Genomic DNA, 15,564 nt, shown 5'->3' on the forward strand with positions numbered 1-15,564 from the left:
GTCGGCGCGGAGGGCTCACACTTCGGGCGCTGTCAGCGACGGCGGGCGGACTTGACGCGCACGTCGATGCGTTCGACCTCGACGCCGGCCACCTCATGGAGACGGCTGATGATCGTCTCGCTCAAGAACTTGACCTGGGTCGCCCAGGCGGCTTCGTCGGCTTCGACGAGCAACGTCGAGTTGTCGAGCTTGATCGGCTTGACGTGAGCAGCGATCTGCTCCCCCACCGCGTCCTCCCAGCGGCTGAACAATCCGCCCAATTGCACCCGATCGGTGCCACGCAACGATCGCACGATGTTGTCGAGCGAACTCGAGATCGGAACGGGTTCGACCACCCCGCCACCGTAATCGGAGGCGTCACGGTTCGTGTCACAGACACCAACCGCTACGCCTCGCCACGTAGCGAGTCGTTCGGTGGCTGGTCGTCGACCACCTCGCCAGCCTTGACGCGGACGATGCGGTCGGCGCGTGCGGCCGGTGGGAGTTCGCTGGCGGTGGTGATCACGATCTGGCCGTCGGGAAGGTGATCGAGGAGCGCGGTGGCTCGACCGTCGTCGAGTTCGGACAGCACGTCGTCGAGGACGAGGACCGGCGCGCTCGACGTGCGCTCCGTCACGAGGCGATGTGCAGCGAGGCGCAAGGCGAGCGTCAGCGTTCGCTGTTCGCCCTGCGACGCATGAGTCCGCGACGGCAAGCCGTTGATCGACAGCGCGAGTTCGTCGCGATGGGGACCCACGGTCGACACACCACGCCGGAGGTCGATCTCGCGCGCCTCGCGCAGCGCGACGCCGAGCCCGCGCTGACGCCACTGCGGCTCATACCGCAACTCGATCGGCGACGTTTCGCTCGCCAACTGCTCGTACGCCTCCTGGACCATCGGAGCCAGGCGAGCGACCAACGTCGCGCGGGCGTAACCGAACTGATCAGCGATCTCGACGAACTTCGCGTCCCACACGTCGAGAGTGATCGAGATGTCGTCAGGAAGGTGATCAGCTCGGTGTCCGGCCTTTTGCGCTTGCTTCAACAACGTGTTGCGCTGTTTGACGATGCGGTCGATCTCGAGGCGGATCGCGTCGTACTTCGTCGCCAGCGCAACCAGGGTGTCGTCGAGAAATCGTCGGCGTTCACCCGGGCCACCTTTGACGATGATCAGATCGTCAGGTGAGAACACCGTGACTCGAATCGTGCCGAGAAGATCACGCCCCCGCTTGAGACGTTGCTTGTTGACCTGCACACGATGGCGGCCCACCGAGGAGAGCTCGGCTTCGACGAGAGACTCACGGCCATCGTCGTGGCGCACCGTGGCACGGATGACCGCCTGGTCGGCACCGACTCGGATCAGCGCGTCAGTCGGTGCTCCACGGAAACTCGACAGTGTCGCGAGGTACGCCAGCGCCTCTGCCAGGTTGGTCTTGCCGTGCCCGTTGTCGCCGATGATCGCCGTGGTGCCGGCGGTCAACTCGAACGTCCCCGACCGGTAGTTCCGGTAGTCGAGGAGTTCCAGCCGAGAGACGATCATGCGCGACAGAGTGGGTCAGACCCAGTCTGTCGCTCAGGGAACACGGACCGGCATCAGCAGGTACAGGTAGTCGTCCTGTCCGGCGCCGCGAAGCACGGCGGGCTTCATCGGGTCCATCGTCGCGAGCGTCACGTCGTCGGCATCGATCGCGTCGATGCCAGCAGCGAGGTAGTCGGGGTTGAACGCCACCGTCATCTCGGCACCGTCGTAGCTGGCGTCGATCTCCTCGGCTGCGTTGCCGACGTCTTGGGTGATCGCGGTCAACTGCACGGTTTCGCCACCGAGGGTCAATCGCACCGGCGTGGAGTCCTGAGCGAGGATCTTCACGCGACGAATCGCTTCGAGCATCGACGCCTTGCTCACGGTGAGCAGATTCGGATAGCTCGACGGCAACAGATTCCGATAGTTCGGGAATTCACCTTCGATCAAACGAGTCGTCAATCGGGTCGAGCCGATCTCGAAGGTGGCTTCGCGCTCGCCGAAGCGAACGGTCAGTTCCTCGGTGTCGCCCATCAGTCGTTGCAACTCATTGAGCGCTCGACCGGGGATCAGCACCTTCTGGCCCGAGGCGAGCACCGCCGAGTCGGGCAGATCGCGCACGGCCAGGCGGTACGAGTCGGTCGCGACGAGGCGGACACCTTCGTCTTCGGACGCGAGCAACACACCGGTGAGCACCGCTCGCGCATCGTCGGTCGACGCGGCCCGCACGACCTGACGCAGCGCGTCGCTGACCGTCGCTGCCGCGAGGGTCACCGCGTCACCGGCCGGCTCGGCCTGCGCGGGGTAGTCCTCGAGCGACAGTGGCCGCACGGAGAACTGCGAGCGGCCGGCGCTGATCGACATCTCCGAGCTCCCCGTGACGTCGGACGCGTCAAGGGATACTTCGACAGCTCCTGCGGGCAGTGCTTTCACGATGTCGCCGACGAGACGACCCGGGACGACCGCCGCACCGTCTTGCTCCCCACCGACGTCGACGCTGAGTTTGATCGTGAGCTCGAGGTCGGTGCCGGTCACGGTGAGCACATCACCGACGACCTCCATTCGAACGCCCGAGAGCACAGGGAGGGTGCCCGAGCGGTTGGTGGCCGCACGGCCAGCTGAACCGACGGCGTCGGCCAGAACGTCACGTTCGCAACGAAACTTCACAGTGGGCACTTCTCCTCATGCATGGATGTTTCAAAGACAATAGAAGTAGTAGGGGCTGTGGATTGGGGACAACCCGCGTTGGTGCAGCGTACGGCGCTCGCGTCCGTCCACATGGGATGGCGGGTCATCCCCAGGTTCCATCTGACAGCGATGTGATTCGGTGGACGACCGCGAGTTGTCCCCCGATGCGACGGGCGATGTCCGCCTCGCGTCCCCCGACGTGTCCACCGCGCGTGTGTTCGGGCAGTGTCTCGTTCAACAGGTGACGGCTCAACAGGTGTTCGGCGGTCATGTCAGGCCTTGAGTTGCTTGATGAGCGCGGTGACCTGGTCGTAGATCTCCTTGCGCTCCTTCATCAGGCGCTGAATCTTGTCGTTGGCGTGGATCACGGTGGTGTGATCGCGTCCGCCGAACAGCCGAGCGATCGCCGGATAGCTGAGGTCGGTCAGATCGCGGAACACGTACATCGCGATCTGACGGGCGGTTACGAGGGGCCGTTGGCGGCTCTTGCCCTTGAGTGCCTCGACGTCGAAGCGCAGGATGTCGGCGATCTTCTGAAGCAACTCTTCGTCGGTGCGGTGCTTGGGCTGGCTCAAGGTGAGCAGGTCGGCGAGTTGGTTCTGGACCAACTCGCTCGTGATGGGTTGGCGGCTCAGACTGGCGAAGGCCATGACTCGCACCAGCGCGCCTTCGAGCTCGCGGATGTTGGTCGAGATGTTCTGTGCGATGAACTCGAGCGCCTCGGCGGGCACGTCGACGGCTTCACGCTCGGCCTTGTTCCGCAAGATCGCCAGACGCGTCTCGACATCGGGTGGCTGGATGTCGGTGATGAGGCCCCACTTGAACCGGCTCCGCAGACGTTCTTCCAGCGTGGGGATCGCGTCGGGCATGCGGTCGGAGCTGATGACGATCTGCTTGTTCGCACCATGTAAGGCGTTGAACGTGTGGAAGAACTCCTCTTGAAGCCCTTCTTTGTTGGCGATGAACTGGATGTCGTCCATCAGCAAGACATCGATGTCGCGGTAGCGCTGGCGCAGCAGATTGGTCGTGTTCTGGCGGATCGACTCGACGTACTCGTTCATGAACGTCTCGGTCGAGACGTAGCGAATCCGGTGATGGCGATAGTTCGAATGGACGTAGTGACCGATCGCGTAGAGCAGATGGGTCTTGCCGAGCCCAGCGGATCCGTAGATGAACAGCGGGTTGTAGCTGCGTGCCGGGGTTTCCGCGACGCGCAGTGCCGCGGCGAGCGCGAACTGATTGGAGGCGCCCTTGACGAAGGTCTCGAAGGAGTAGTCGGAGCTGAGCCCGGCGTCGCCGAGGGCGAGGTCGCGCTCGTCATCAGGACCGGACATCGCCGCGGCACCGGATGCTGCCTCGCCGTTCCACGTGGTGTCGGTGAGGTCGTGACGGTCGTGACGGTCGTGACGGTCATGACGGTCGCTTCGGTCGGCGAGGGTCGAGTGGTGTACGTCGTCGTCGTTGGATGCCTGCTCGGCGTGGACGTCGATCTCGATCGTGCGGGGAGGTTGACCGACGTCTTCGAGCGCGTCGGTGATCAGCGGTAGGTACCGCTTCATGATCCGATCGCGGACGTACGCACTCGGTGCGAGCAGGCGCAGGGTGACGGGATCGACACTGAGTGGCTTCACGTCCTGGAACGTGGAGAACCACACGCTCTCGGCGAGTTGCAGACGCAACGCGAGGGAAACCTGCGTCCAGACGTCGTCAGCTTCGGTCACCGGCATGCGCTCACATCAAATCCCTCGGTCACTCCACAGCTTTGTCCACAGCGTGTGGACATCATCCGGTCCGACACGAGCATGAGAACATACCACGGCACGGAGAGCATGAAAACTCGCGAAAATGTTGCCCGTACGCTGGGGTGATGTGCACCGACTCAGCCTGTGGGTAACTTACATCCCTGTCGTTTGACGATGACGCTCGGCCCGTATCGGGATCATCGTCACGTGTCGCTCGACGTGACGAGGACCGATGGTTCGGCGCGTTCGCGCGCGCGTGGCGACGCGTGTTGGCCCGACTCCCGCGATGGCGTAGCCTGGCGCGCGCATCTGCGACGCGGATGCGTCAGTGTCGGCTGCGCCTACGAACTCGAGCAGCGCCTGATGATGCGAATGATGGTCGCCCCGACCCGGGGTCGTCGTTCGTCCATGATGAACAAGTCTCGGAGATTCACGTGAAGCGCACCTTTCAGCCCAACAACCGCCGCCGCTCGAAGAAGCACGGCTTTCGCGCACGGATGAGCACACGCGCCGGCCGTGCCGTGCTCAAGTCGCGCCGCGACAAGGGTCGCGCTCGTCTGTCCGCTTGATCGGTCGGATTCGCTCTCGGCACGAGTTCGAGCGGCTTCGCCGCGAGGGACGCCGGACGCGAGTCGATCCTCTCTGGTGTACGTACGTTCACGATCCATCGATGACGACGCCCTGTGTGGCGTTCGCCATTTCGCGCGCCATCGGCAATGCCGTGACCCGCAATCTGATTCGTCGTCGACTTCGAGCATTGCTCGCCGAGTCCGAACTGGCACCGGGACTCTGGTTGTTCGGCGTCCGCCAGCCCGTCGTCGAACTCTCGTTCGCCGATCTTCGCTCCCTGCTGGACCTACTGCTCAGTCGGGCGAACCGGTGATGCCGGACACGGTGACGCCGGACGAGACATGGGCCCGTCGCCGTGCGCTTGCTGCGATCCGTTGGTACCAGGTCGTGCGAGAGGGACGGCCGTCGCCGTGCCGCTTTACTCCCTCGTGTTCGGCGTATGCGTACGAAGCGTTCGAGATCCACGGCACTCGCCGTGCGAGTTGGCTGACGCTTCGTCGGCTGTTGCGTTGTCGACCGTTCGGTCCCTCGGGATTCGATCCGGTGCCCGAACCCCCGGCTGCTGTTCACGGCACGCCATTCGATGGTGTCGATGCTCGCGAACATCACGCCGATCACCCTGACTGTAAGGACTGCTGAATCATGTTCGAGTTACCCGCCGCGTTGTTGTCGTGGTTCTTCGGCTTGACCGGGAGCTACACGATCGCGATCGCGTTGATGGCCGTGATCGTCATGGCGATCACGACCCCGCTGACGCTGAAGAGCACCAAAGGCATGCTCGAGATGCAGAAGATCGCGCCCGAGATGCGCCGGTTGCAGAACGAGCACCGCAACGATCGCCAAAAGCTCAACGAAGAGATGATGAAGCTCTACCAAGAGCACAAGGTCAACCCCATGTCGTCGTGTCTGCCGATCTTTGCGCAGATGCCCGTGTTCATCGTCATGTTCCGCGTGCTGCGTGGCCTCACGTACACGCCGCGTGGTGACGCCAATCCCATTGCCGATGCCACGCTGCGGGCGTTGGGTCAAACCGAACCCGACCCGGGGTTCGTGCCGCGTTATCAGTCAATCGACTCGGCGATCTTCGACGACCTCTACGACAAGTTCGACATCCCTGAGCTGGGGCTCGACTTCTCCCTCACCCCATTCGACGCGATCACGAACAACCCGCTGACCGGCCTGGTGTACGCCGGCCTGGTGGTGCTGCTCGGCGCGTTGTACTTCGCCCAACAGCGGATGGTGGCAGCACGAGCGACGATGTCGCCGACGATGTCGCCGACCCAGCAGAAGGTGATGCAGTACCTGCCGGTCGTGTTCGCCGTGTTCCAGATCTTCTTTCTCACGGCGCTGGTCATCTACTACATCTTCCAGACACTCCTTCGGATCTTGCAGCAGTACTACGTCACCCGAAAGTTCTACGGAGGCGACGAGTCGCTGGGGCGGCAGGCGCAGCGGGCGAGCGAAGCGGCCCGCGACGAAGCCAAGAAGAACGGCGAGTCGGGCGGCATGTTCGGCCAGATCAAGCGCGATCTGGCCGGCGGCCGTGACAACGCCAGCGATGACAAGAGTGCACCGCCCAAGGCTCGTCCGGGCGCGCAGAGCAAGCGGGTGACCCCGCCGAAGAACCGACCGACGTCCACCAAGCCGACGAAGCCGACGAAGCCGACGAAATCAACGGGTTCCTCGACTGGAGGTGACGGCGCTGGATCGGGTGGTGGCAAGGGTCGTCCGACGCCAACCCGCCAGCAGGCGCAGGCGAGTCGCGCCAAGCCGTCCAAATCGAAGGCATCGAAGCCGACGAAATCAACACGCCCACCTTCGGGCAAGAACAAGCGCTGAACGCAGCAGCGTTCAGATCGAGAAGAGAGTAGGCAAGTATGGAGTGGGTCGAAACGACCGCGAAGAGCGTCGACGATGCGAAGTCCGCGGCACTGGACCAACTGGGTGTTGCCGCTGACGAAGCGGAATTCGAGATCGTGGAGGAGCCCAAGCAGGGCTTGTTCGGTCGGACGCGAGGCGAAGCGAGGGTTCGTGCCCGAATCAAGCCCGCCCAGGTGCGACCGAAGGCCGAGCGTCGGCGTAAGTCCAGCAAGGACCGCACGTCGGGTGCAACGAAGGGATCGTCGAACGAGGCGGCGTCGAGCACGCCCGCCGAGGTCGGTGGTGAGGAGGCCGTCACTGGATCGACAGCCGACGAGACAACGGTGTCGAACGACGATGCGTCGACCAGTCGCTCGTCGGCGCGGGGCCGAGGGTCTGCCAAGAACTCCGGCTCCACCGCGGAGCGCCAGCGAGGCGGCGGGGCCAACCGATCACGAAACAACAGGCAGGAGCCGAAAATGGGTGAAGAAGAGCAGTCGGACGTGTCTCCGCAAGAGGTCGGGGACGCCGCGGTGGTGTTCATGGACGGCCTGGTCGCAGCATTTGGTGCGCAGGGCACCACGGAACTCGAGATCGACGAGACCGAACTCGACGTTCGGGTCTCCGGTGACGGGCTCGGGCTGCTGGTCGGCCCCGGCGGTCGGACGCTCAACGCCATCCAGGATCTGGCGCGAGTGTCGGCGCAGCGGCGTCTCGGCGACCACGAGACGCGCCTGCGTGTCGATGTCGCGGGCTACCGCGTGCGGCGGGCGGAGGCGTTGACTCGCTTCGCCGGCGAGGTCGCGGCGCAGGTTCGGGAATCGGGCGTGGCACGTTCCCTCGAGCCCATGTCGTCGGCGGATCGCAAAGTGATCCATGATGCGCTCAACGACGAAGACGGAGTGGGGAGCCGCTCGGAAGGCGATGATCCGAATCGCCGGGTGGTCGTCGTTCCCGATTGAGTCACCCAGTCACCCCTGCGGTGATGGTCACGTAGTAGCCCGTGCGGTGAGGATGGTGGAGCCCCTCACCTCACCGCAAGCGAGAGCCCGACCGTTCGACGGTCGGGTTCTCGTCGTTTTCAGGCGCACCGACTTCCGATGCGCCAGCATGGTAGCCGGCTGCGGAACCTGCGAAGATCTGCGATCATGAACGACCCGACACCGACGTTTGCGGGGCGTGACCTCGAGTCCGTACTCACCGAGAGTCAGCGATTGGGATTCCTCGGGCCCCGTCCGATCCCAGAGGTGATCGAGCACAGTCAGGCGTTCGTCGACGCACTGGTCGGTGTGGTGGGCCACGTTGCCGACATCGGTGCGGGGGGTGGCGTTCCAGGCTTTGTCGTCATCGCGGCCAGACCCGATCTCCGTATCTCGATGATCGATCGTCGGACGAAGCGCACGGATGTCTTGCAGCGGGTGGTGGTGCGCTATCGACTGGACGACCGCGTCTCGGTGCTCCCCTACGACGTCCAGGCCGTGATCTCGAACTCCCCATCGTCGTTCGACGCGGTGATTGCCCGAGGCTTCGGGCCCCCGATGATGACACTGACGCTTGCTGCGAGGTTGGTGGTTCCGGATGGTCGCATCGTGATCAGCGAGCCACCGCAAGGTGATCGGTGGAATGAAGACGACATCCGCTCGGTTGGTGTCGAACGTGTCGATGGTCCGGCCGGCGTTGCCGTCTTTCGACGCCGTTGATCCCATCGTCCCTGGTCAGAGGGTCGCCGCAATGTTTCACGTGGAACACACCCGCCGGTGAGCTGCGGGGAAGCGGACGGAATTCGGCACCCGTCACGCCCGTAGCGCTCGGTCCTGGCCGAGGATCCAACAGCTCGCTACGGCGGGGTCGTCGCTGGCCCGTCGCCAGCTTCACCGATCGGCTCGTGTGTCGCCGCGCCTCGACCTGAGCGTGACGGATATCCGCGTGTTTCACGTGAAACCGAGCGCAAATGCTTGTCTCAGAGTTCTCGATCAGGCAGAGTACGGGCGACGCATTCCTGCCCGACGTCACGGGCAACGTTCGACGGGAGTCTCGGTGTCCGATCACGACACGACATCATCCACTCCAGCCCATCTTGCCGATGAATCATCAGGTTCATCAGCGCCCGGTCATGCACTGCCGCGCATCATGGCGGTCGCCAACCAGAAGGGAGGCGTCGGAAAGACGACGACCACGGTGAATCTGGGGGCGGCACTCGCAGAGATGGGCCTGCGTACGCTGCTCATCGATCTCGATCCGCAAGGCAACGCTTCCACGGGACTCGGCATCGAGAATCGCGGGCTCGAGCATTCGATGTATCACGTCCTGATGCACGACGAGCCGTTGGAGAACGTGATCGAGCCCACCGATGTGCGCAACCTCTTCGTTGCACCCGCGTCACTCGACCTCGCTGGTGCGGAGATCGAGTTGGTTCCGGCGTTCAGTCGAGAGCAGCGTCTGAAGCGAGCGATCGACGCAGTCATCGACGACTACGACTACGTGCTCATCGACTGTCCCCCATCACTGGGATTGCTGACGGTCAACGGGCTTGCGGCCGCACGAGAAGTCTTGGTACCGATCCAGTGCGAGTACTATGCGCTCGAAGGGCTCGGCCAGTTGCTGCGCAACGTCGACCTGGTGAAGCGGAACCTGAATCCGTCACTCGACGTGAGCACGATTCTGTGTGTGATGTACGACGCTCGCACGAAGTTGGCCGAACAGGTGGTCACCGAGGTGCGTGAGCATTTTGGCGACAAGGTGTTGCGTTCGGTGATCCCTCGGACGGTTCGCTTGTCCGAAGCGCCGTCATTCGGCCAACCGATCACGACGTTCGATCCACGGTCGCGAGGCGCCATTGCCTATCGCGACGCCGCCAAGGAGGTGCATGATGACGCGTCGTAGTGGTCTCGGGAAGGGATTGAGTTCGCTCATCCCGCAGGAAGCGGTTGCGGGAGCGAGCAGCGACGCCATGCTGGTCGACATCACGACCGCCGCGGTCGTACCCAACCCGAATCAGCCGCGTGAGCACTTCGACGAGGCGTCGCTGGTCGAGTTGGCGGCGTCGATCGCCGAGATGGGCGTGTTGCAGCCAATTCTCGTCCGTCCGCTCGACAGCGAGGGTCGGTACGAGTTGATCGCCGGCGAGCGACGGTGGCGTGCGGCGCAACGAGCTGGACTGGCGACCATTCCTGCCATCGTCCGGGTCACCAGTGATCTCAGCTCGGTCGAGCAGGCGCTGGTCGAGAACTTGCATCGTCAAGACCTCAACCCGCTGGAAGAAGCGGCTGCGTATCAGCAACTACTGGACGACTTCGGTCTGACGCACGATCAGTTGTCGACGCGTGTCGGCAAGAGCCGCTCAGCGATCACCAACACGATTCGCCTGTTGGGTCTACCGCCAGCGGTACAAGCGCTACTCAGTGACGGACAGTTGTCAGCCGGCCACGCTCGGGCGCTGCTTGGTACGCCTGATCGCAGTCAGCAAGAGGTGTTGGCTCGCCAGGCGGTCGCGGAAGGCTGGTCGGTACGCGCTGTCGAGCAGGCGGTCCGCGGTGGAGATGACGCAGCACCGGATGGATCGACGGACGGCGCCGTGACACCGGACACCGGGGGTTCGTCGCCGGGGAGCACCATTGACGGCGCCGGCCTCACGCCGGCGACGAAGTTGCGTCCCCCGGGGCTGCTCGAGCTCGAGAATCTGCTCGCCGAACACTTGGCCACGAGGGTGTCGGTCACGCTGGGCGCACAGCGCGGCCGCGTCGTGGTCGATTTCGCCGACCTCGAGGATCTCGAGCGCATCTACCGCCTGATGACGTCATAGCGCCTGTACACGGGTGCCGTTGTCGCGTCCCTCGACTCGCGCGTGAGACCATGACCCAACCTCGCGCGTGAGGGTGAGAGTTGACAGCTGTTCATTCGAGAAGATGTCGGTGATTCGCGCGTGGTGCGTCCACCGCGACACCGAGCGACGCCTTACGGCGAGGTGACGTGAAGATGACGTTGAAGGAAACACACAACCTGGGGATGAGGTTGTGGATAACTGTAACGTCCCAGGTCAGCGTCGATGTTTCGCCGGGTCGGAGGCGATGTCAGACCGTGTCTGACCGATCGAGCGCGGTGTCACAGGGGCATCACGGCGTGTCGACGCTGTCGGCGCCGAGCATCGGAGCGTGGCTCCACGCACTGACCGCCGCGACGAGTGCGTCGGTGATCGCCTGCGAGGCCGTGATGACCTCGCGAATGGGTCCGAGTGCGCAGAGCACCGCTGGCATACGAGTTTCACGCAGCACGGGCAGACGCATGCCGGTCAGGGTCGGCGGGCAGGCGAGCACACCGCTGAGGGAGGCGACGATGTGTGTGGCGAGCGAGCGACCACCGATCGACTCGAAGGTCGGGACCGCGAAGTACGACACGGCCGTGCATGCGTCGGCCCGTGGTTCGAATCCCAGGTAGACCGTGGCACCGAAACGGTTCGCTGCAGCAGCTTGTGCGGTCGCCTCGTACTCGTCGGTCGACATGACGGTGGCGCCGGTCTCACGCAGCCCACGAGCGAGCGAACGCGCGATCGACGACAGACCTCCGAACTGGCCGACCACGATGCGCTGCGACGACATCGAGCTGAGCTCGCGGAACGACTCCGACTCACGAATCGACGCGACGCCGGGTCCGGAACCGCTCTGTCGACCGACGAGTTCGATCGTCCGAACGGTCTGGGTCCCGCAGACCCCGTCGACGGCGAGCCCGGAGTTCTGTTGGAAGTCGTGGAGCGCGCGACCGGTCGCGGGTCCGAAGATCCCGTCGGGTCGGCCACAGTCGAAGCCGATGCGGTTCAGCGCATTCTGGAGTTGTGCGACATCGTCGCCGCGCAGCATGGGGGCGGTGAGCTTGAGGAGGCGATCACCGAGGCTCCAGCCGGCCTCGATCAGGGCCAGCCACGTGTGCTCGTCGCAATCGCCGCTCGTATGGAGGCCACGAGCGCGCTGGAACGCCGTGAGCGACTCCGCGGTCGACACGCAAAACGAGCCCGCCTCGGCGCCGACCGGAGCGAATCCGGCGGCACCGAGGCGGCGCTGTAGATCTCTGATCGCTTCGCCGCGTTGGCCGCGGGTCAGGGGGAAGTGAGAAATCCGTCGATCTCCTGGAGAAGGGCACCCTTGCTGAGTGCGCCAGTGACTCGTCCGGCGACTTCGCCTTCCTGGAAGACGATCATCGTCGGAATCGACATGACGTTGAACTTCATGGCGATGTCGGGATGATCATCGACATTGAGCTTGGCGACGGACACGTCGTCGCGTTCGCCGGCGATCTCTTCGAGGATCGGCGCGATCTTCTTGCACGGACCACACCATTCGGCCCAGAAGTCGACGATGACCGGCTTCGATGAGCCGCTGACCGCCTCGTCGAAGGTCGCCGTGGAGAGATCGATGATGCCGTTTGCCATGGTGGTTCCTTTCGGGAAGTTCGGTCTCGTGCAACCGTGCGGATCGAGCACGCATTCCCTCCCGTCAGGCTAGCGGCGCCCGCCTGGTCCGTTCGGGCACGCGGCGCGGATCAGTCGTGCTGATCTTCGAGCCAGCGCTCCGCGTCGATGGCCGCCATACAGCCGCTACCAGCCGCGGTGATCGCCTGGCGATACACCGAGTCCTTGACATCACCGCAGGCGAAGACCCCCGCCACGTTGGTGTAGGTCGAGTCAGGGCGCGTGATCAGGTACCCGGTCGCCTCGTCCATGTCGAGCACACCCCTGAACAGGTCGGTGTTGGGCTTGTGGCCGATGGCGATGAAGAGGCCGGTGATGTCGAGCGTTGCGGTGTCGCCGGTGACGTTGTCGATCGTGGTGACTCCGGCGACCTTGTCGTCGCCGAGAATGTCGGTGACGCTCGTGTTCCAGAGGATCTCGATCTTGGGATTGTTGAACGCTCGGTCCTGCATGATCTTCGAGGCACGCAGTTCGTCACGACGCACGATCAAGGTGACCTTGTCGGCGAACTTGGTGAGGAACGTCGCCTCTTCGACCGCCGAGTCGCCGCCACCGACGACGCCGATGTTCTGTCCGCGGAAGAAGAAGCCGTCGCAGGTCGCGCACGTCGACAACCCGTAGCCGATGAGACGCGTCTCGGCCTCGAGTCCGAGCATCAGCGACTGTGCGCCGGTCGAGACGATGACGGCGTTGGCGAGGTACTGCGACTCGCGGGTCGTGATCGTGAACGGTCGCTGCGAGAAATCGACCGACGTGACCTTGTCGGTGACGATGTCGGCGCCGAAACGGGCTGCTTGCGCGCGCATGTCAGCCATCAGGTCGGGACCCATGACGCCCTCGGGGAAACCGGGGAAGTTCTCGACTTCGGTGGTCAACATGAGTTGGCCACCGGGCTGATCGGACGTGGACGACGGCTCGCCCTCGATCAGCAGCGGCGCGAGGCTCGCACGAGCCGTGTAGATCGCGGCGGTCAATCCGGCTGGGCCGGATCCGATGATGACGACTTCGCGGACGTCAGCAGACAAGGTGTTCTCGGACATGGGGTTCGCTTCCTGGTTCGAGCAACGCGCGTCCGGTGCCCTCGGACGAGGGTCATCCGGGGACGACGATTCAGCTGGACGTTCCGGCGTTGCGCTTCTTGAAGAGGAACAACCCGACGATGCTGAGTAATCCCCCGACGATGAAATAGCTGATGTAGACCGAGCGACCGTGGTTGGTCAGCGGCTCGATGGCCGCTTGCAGACCGCGGGTGAGTCCGATCAGCAGGAGCACGACGGCGAACAGCCCGAGAAACGCCGCGAGCAAGCCGAAGACCAGGCCTCGCGCCGCGAGCACCGCTGGCTTGGTCGTCTTCGACTTCACCCCGTCGACGAATCGCACGACGGTGTCGGTCGTGTCGGCGGCCCAATTGGGATCGGTCAGCGGATTGCCCGGCATGTGGCCGAGGCTAGCCGCGTCGCGCCGATGTGACGCCAAGGTGCCCGATCGGAGCCAGCGGGTCAGCCGCCGGAGCGGCGTGAATCGAAGGCATCGCGTGTCGGGAGCGGTACCTCCGCGACGACTTCGCAGTCGGAGGTGTACGCGACGACGAGTCCCGGCAACGAGGTCTGGTCCACGCCGACGATCACGTCGTTGCCGACGTAGCTGGCGGGGCCGGCGAAGGGGTCGAAGTCGAAGATCCCGGCGAACTCGTCGTCACAGGTGGCGAAGGGGAGCTCGATGTCGAGATCCGAGCCGGCTGGATCACTCGGCGCATATGCGGCGAGCGCGCCGAAATCGGCGAGCTCATCGTCGGTCTGCAGCAGCGTGAGTTCGAGCTCGCTGCCCGGCGGCTGTGCGATGCCACCATCGGCAGGATCGTCGCCGGACGGTGCCGCGTCCTCGTCAGCTGGTTCTTCGGCTGGTTCTTCGGCTGGCGCTTCGGCGGCCTCCGTCGCAGCTGCTGGCTCGTCTGCGAGCGCAGCGTCGTCGGCGGTCGTGCGGGCGTCTTCGGACTCGACATCGTCGGACGCCACCTCCAACGGGGCGACCTCGGCATTCGGCGCGCCGGCCATCTCGTTGGCGGCGTCGCTCGCCACCGCGTCGGCTTCGCTGGCCGGTTCGGCCTGGTCGTCGGAGAGGCTCTCGGATGCGGTGTCGTCGTCGGAGGAGCCGAGTTCGAGGTTCGAGAGCACCACGCCGGCACCGACCACGACGACGAGTCCGGCGGCTGCTCCGAGCAGCCACTTGCTCGAGCCCGCGCCGCTTCGGCGTCGGGCGTTCAGCGAGGTGGGTGCAGGCGTGTGAATGGCTGCTCCGGCGGCGGCGTCGACGCCCGAACCGGGTGTGACGTCTCCGCGGCGCTCGGGGCCGGACATGCGATCCCACACGTCGAGCGCGGCAGCGAGGTGGGCTTCACGAACGGAGATCGGCGGCGGTTCGGTGACCGCTCCCATCACGGCTCGCACTTGGCGGAGCCGATCGACCTCGCTCAGCAGCACCGGGTTGCCTTCCACGAGTGCGCGTTCTTCGGGCGTCACCTCACCATCGAGGTACGCGCTCACCAACGCGTCGGCGTCGGGCGTGAGGTCGTCGGTCGTGTCGCTCATGTCAGATCGGTTGGACGTTCGAAGTCGGCTGCGCGGTTCCCGGTGTCTCGCAGAGTTTCGGATGTCACATCGGCAACGAGGTCGGGAAGCTCGTCCAGGCGCAGCCGATCGGCCAGCTGTCGTCGACCGCGGGCGATCCGCGACTTGACGGTGCCGATCGGTAGGTCGAGCACTTGTGCGATCTCCGCGTAGTCGAGGTCGCCGACGTCGCGCAGGACCACCGGGGCGCGGAACTCTTCGCTGAGATCGTCGAGCGCTGCATCGATCGACAGCCGATCGGCGATGGCGTCGACGCGCATCGAGGCGAGTTCGTCGACCGGGTCGATGCTGGAACCGCCACGCTCGTCGTCGTGGTCGTCGACGAGGTGGAGGCCGGGGCGACGTTTGCGCTTGCGCAGTTCGTCGAGCGCGGAGTTGGTGGCGATGCGGTACGCCCACGTTGCGAACGACGATCGACCGTCGAAGTTGGCGAGGTTCCGGACAATCTTGATCAACGCTTCTTGACACGCGTCGTCGGCGTCACGAGTGCCGCCGGCGATGCGCGTGGTGATCGCGTGGACACGGTCGTAGTGGCGGCGCAACAGCTGGTCGAGCGCGAAGCGGTCACCGCCTCTCGCAGCTGCTACCAGCTCGTTGTCGTCGGTCTGCACAGCGATG

At 64.6% G+C, this 15,564-nt stretch carries 18 protein-coding genes; 8 read left to right on the forward strand and 10 right to left on the reverse strand.

The window, feature by feature from the left end; all coding sequences use genetic code 11:
• Nucleotides 1-32 precede the first annotated feature (32 nt).
• The 4 genes from ACE37B_RS20165 to dnaA form a co-directional block, all read right to left on the reverse strand.
• The gene (locus tag ACE37B_RS20165) at nucleotides 33-335 is read right to left on the reverse strand and encodes a DciA family protein (RefSeq protein ID WP_409925132.1); all 303 of its coding nucleotides are present in this window, start codon (nucleotides 333-335) and stop codon (nucleotides 33-35) included.
• Nucleotides 336-385: 50 nt separating this feature from the next.
• Nucleotides 386-1,519: a DNA replication/repair protein RecF gene (gene recF / locus ACE37B_RS20170; protein ID WP_409925133.1), complete on the reverse strand. Its 1,134-nt coding sequence runs from the start codon at nucleotides 1,517-1,519 to the stop codon at nucleotides 386-388.
• Nucleotides 1,520-1,552: 33 nt separating this feature from the next.
• Nucleotides 1,553-2,665 carry a DNA polymerase III subunit beta gene (gene dnaN, locus ACE37B_RS20175; protein ID WP_409925134.1) on the reverse strand — a complete coding sequence of 371 codons (1,113 nt, stop codon included), beginning with the start codon at nucleotides 2,663-2,665 and terminating at the stop codon, nucleotides 1,553-1,555.
• Nucleotides 2,666-2,958: 293 nt separating this feature from the next.
• Nucleotides 2,959-4,413 (reverse strand): chromosomal replication initiator protein DnaA, encoded by a 1,455-nt coding sequence (dnaA, locus tag ACE37B_RS20180; RefSeq protein WP_409925135.1) that lies wholly within the window; start codon nucleotides 4,411-4,413, stop codon nucleotides 2,959-2,961.
• A gap of 443 nt (nucleotides 4,414-4,856) precedes the next feature.
• Between dnaA and rpmH the strand changes: the two genes are divergently transcribed.
• From rpmH to ACE37B_RS20220, 8 genes are all read left to right on the forward strand, one after another.
• A complete protein-coding gene (rpmH, locus tag ACE37B_RS20185; RefSeq protein WP_409925253.1) occupies nucleotides 4,857-4,997 on the forward strand; it encodes a 50S ribosomal protein L34 in 141 nt (46 codons plus the stop codon).
• On the forward strand, nucleotides 4,994-5,311 hold the full coding sequence (rnpA, locus tag ACE37B_RS20190) for a ribonuclease P protein component (RefSeq protein WP_409925136.1): 318 nt from the start codon (nucleotides 4,994-4,996) through the stop codon (nucleotides 5,309-5,311). The genes rpmH and rnpA overlap by 4 nt, the downstream gene beginning before the upstream one ends.
• Nucleotides 5,311-5,637: a membrane protein insertion efficiency factor YidD gene (gene yidD, locus ACE37B_RS20195; RefSeq protein WP_409925137.1), complete on the forward strand. Its 327-nt coding sequence runs from the start codon at nucleotides 5,311-5,313 to the stop codon at nucleotides 5,635-5,637. Before rnpA ends, yidD begins: the two co-directional genes overlap by 1 nt.
• Before the next feature lie 3 nt (nucleotides 5,638-5,640).
• Nucleotides 5,641-6,837, forward strand: coding sequence for a YidC/Oxa1 family membrane protein insertase (locus ACE37B_RS20200; protein WP_409925138.1), 1,197 nt, complete (start codon nucleotides 5,641-5,643; stop codon nucleotides 6,835-6,837).
• A 38-nt stretch (nucleotides 6,838-6,875) separates the two neighbouring features.
• Nucleotides 6,876-7,820, forward strand: a complete 945-nt coding sequence (gene jag, locus ACE37B_RS20205; RefSeq protein ID WP_409925139.1) for an RNA-binding cell elongation regulator Jag/EloR — start codon at nucleotides 6,876-6,878, stop codon at nucleotides 7,818-7,820.
• A gap of 186 nt (nucleotides 7,821-8,006) precedes the next feature.
• Nucleotides 8,007-8,558, forward strand: coding sequence for an RsmG family class I SAM-dependent methyltransferase (locus tag ACE37B_RS20210; protein ID WP_409925140.1), 552 nt, complete (start codon nucleotides 8,007-8,009; stop codon nucleotides 8,556-8,558).
• A gap of 337 nt (nucleotides 8,559-8,895) precedes the next feature.
• Nucleotides 8,896-9,741 carry a ParA family protein gene (locus ACE37B_RS20215; protein ID WP_409925141.1) on the forward strand — a complete coding sequence of 282 codons (846 nt, stop codon included), beginning with the start codon at nucleotides 8,896-8,898 and terminating at the stop codon, nucleotides 9,739-9,741.
• On the forward strand, nucleotides 9,725-10,660 hold the full coding sequence (locus ACE37B_RS20220; protein ID WP_409925142.1) for a ParB/RepB/Spo0J family partition protein: 936 nt from the start codon (nucleotides 9,725-9,727) through the stop codon (nucleotides 10,658-10,660). Before ACE37B_RS20215 ends, ACE37B_RS20220 begins: the two co-directional genes overlap by 17 nt.
• 310 nt (nucleotides 10,661-10,970) lie before the next feature.
• On the opposite strand, the gene ACE37B_RS20225 is transcribed toward ACE37B_RS20220, so the two are convergent.
• The 6 genes from ACE37B_RS20225 to ACE37B_RS20250 form a co-directional block, all read right to left on the reverse strand.
• The gene (locus tag ACE37B_RS20225) at nucleotides 10,971-11,966 is read right to left on the reverse strand and encodes a peptidoglycan-binding protein (protein ID WP_409925254.1); all 996 of its coding nucleotides are present in this window, start codon (nucleotides 11,964-11,966) and stop codon (nucleotides 10,971-10,973) included.
• Nucleotides 11,948-12,280 carry a thioredoxin gene (gene trxA / locus ACE37B_RS20230; protein ID WP_409925143.1) on the reverse strand — a complete coding sequence of 111 codons (333 nt, stop codon included), beginning with the start codon at nucleotides 12,278-12,280 and terminating at the stop codon, nucleotides 11,948-11,950. The genes ACE37B_RS20225 and trxA overlap by 19 nt, the downstream gene beginning before the upstream one ends.
• Before the next feature lie 110 nt (nucleotides 12,281-12,390).
• Nucleotides 12,391-13,359 carry a thioredoxin-disulfide reductase gene (gene trxB, locus ACE37B_RS20235; protein ID WP_409925144.1) on the reverse strand — a complete coding sequence of 323 codons (969 nt, stop codon included), beginning with the start codon at nucleotides 13,357-13,359 and terminating at the stop codon, nucleotides 12,391-12,393.
• A 70-nt stretch (nucleotides 13,360-13,429) separates the two neighbouring features.
• A complete protein-coding gene (locus ACE37B_RS20240; RefSeq protein ID WP_409925145.1) occupies nucleotides 13,430-13,756 on the reverse strand; it encodes a hypothetical protein in 327 nt (108 codons plus the stop codon).
• Nucleotides 13,757-13,818: 62 nt separating this feature from the next.
• On the reverse strand, nucleotides 13,819-14,907 hold the full coding sequence (locus ACE37B_RS20245) for an anti-sigma factor family protein (protein ID WP_409925146.1): 1,089 nt from the start codon (nucleotides 14,905-14,907) through the stop codon (nucleotides 13,819-13,821).
• Entirely contained in the window at nucleotides 14,904-15,557 is a 654-nt protein-coding gene (locus tag ACE37B_RS20250) for an RNA polymerase sigma factor (protein WP_409925147.1), read from the reverse strand. The genes ACE37B_RS20245 and ACE37B_RS20250 overlap by 4 nt, the downstream gene beginning before the upstream one ends.
• Nucleotides 15,558-15,564: the final 7 nt, after the last annotated feature.

Source organism: Ilumatobacter sp. (genome assembly GCF_046290335.1).
Lineage (GTDB): Bacteria > Actinomycetota > Acidimicrobiia > Acidimicrobiales > Ilumatobacteraceae > Ilumatobacter_A.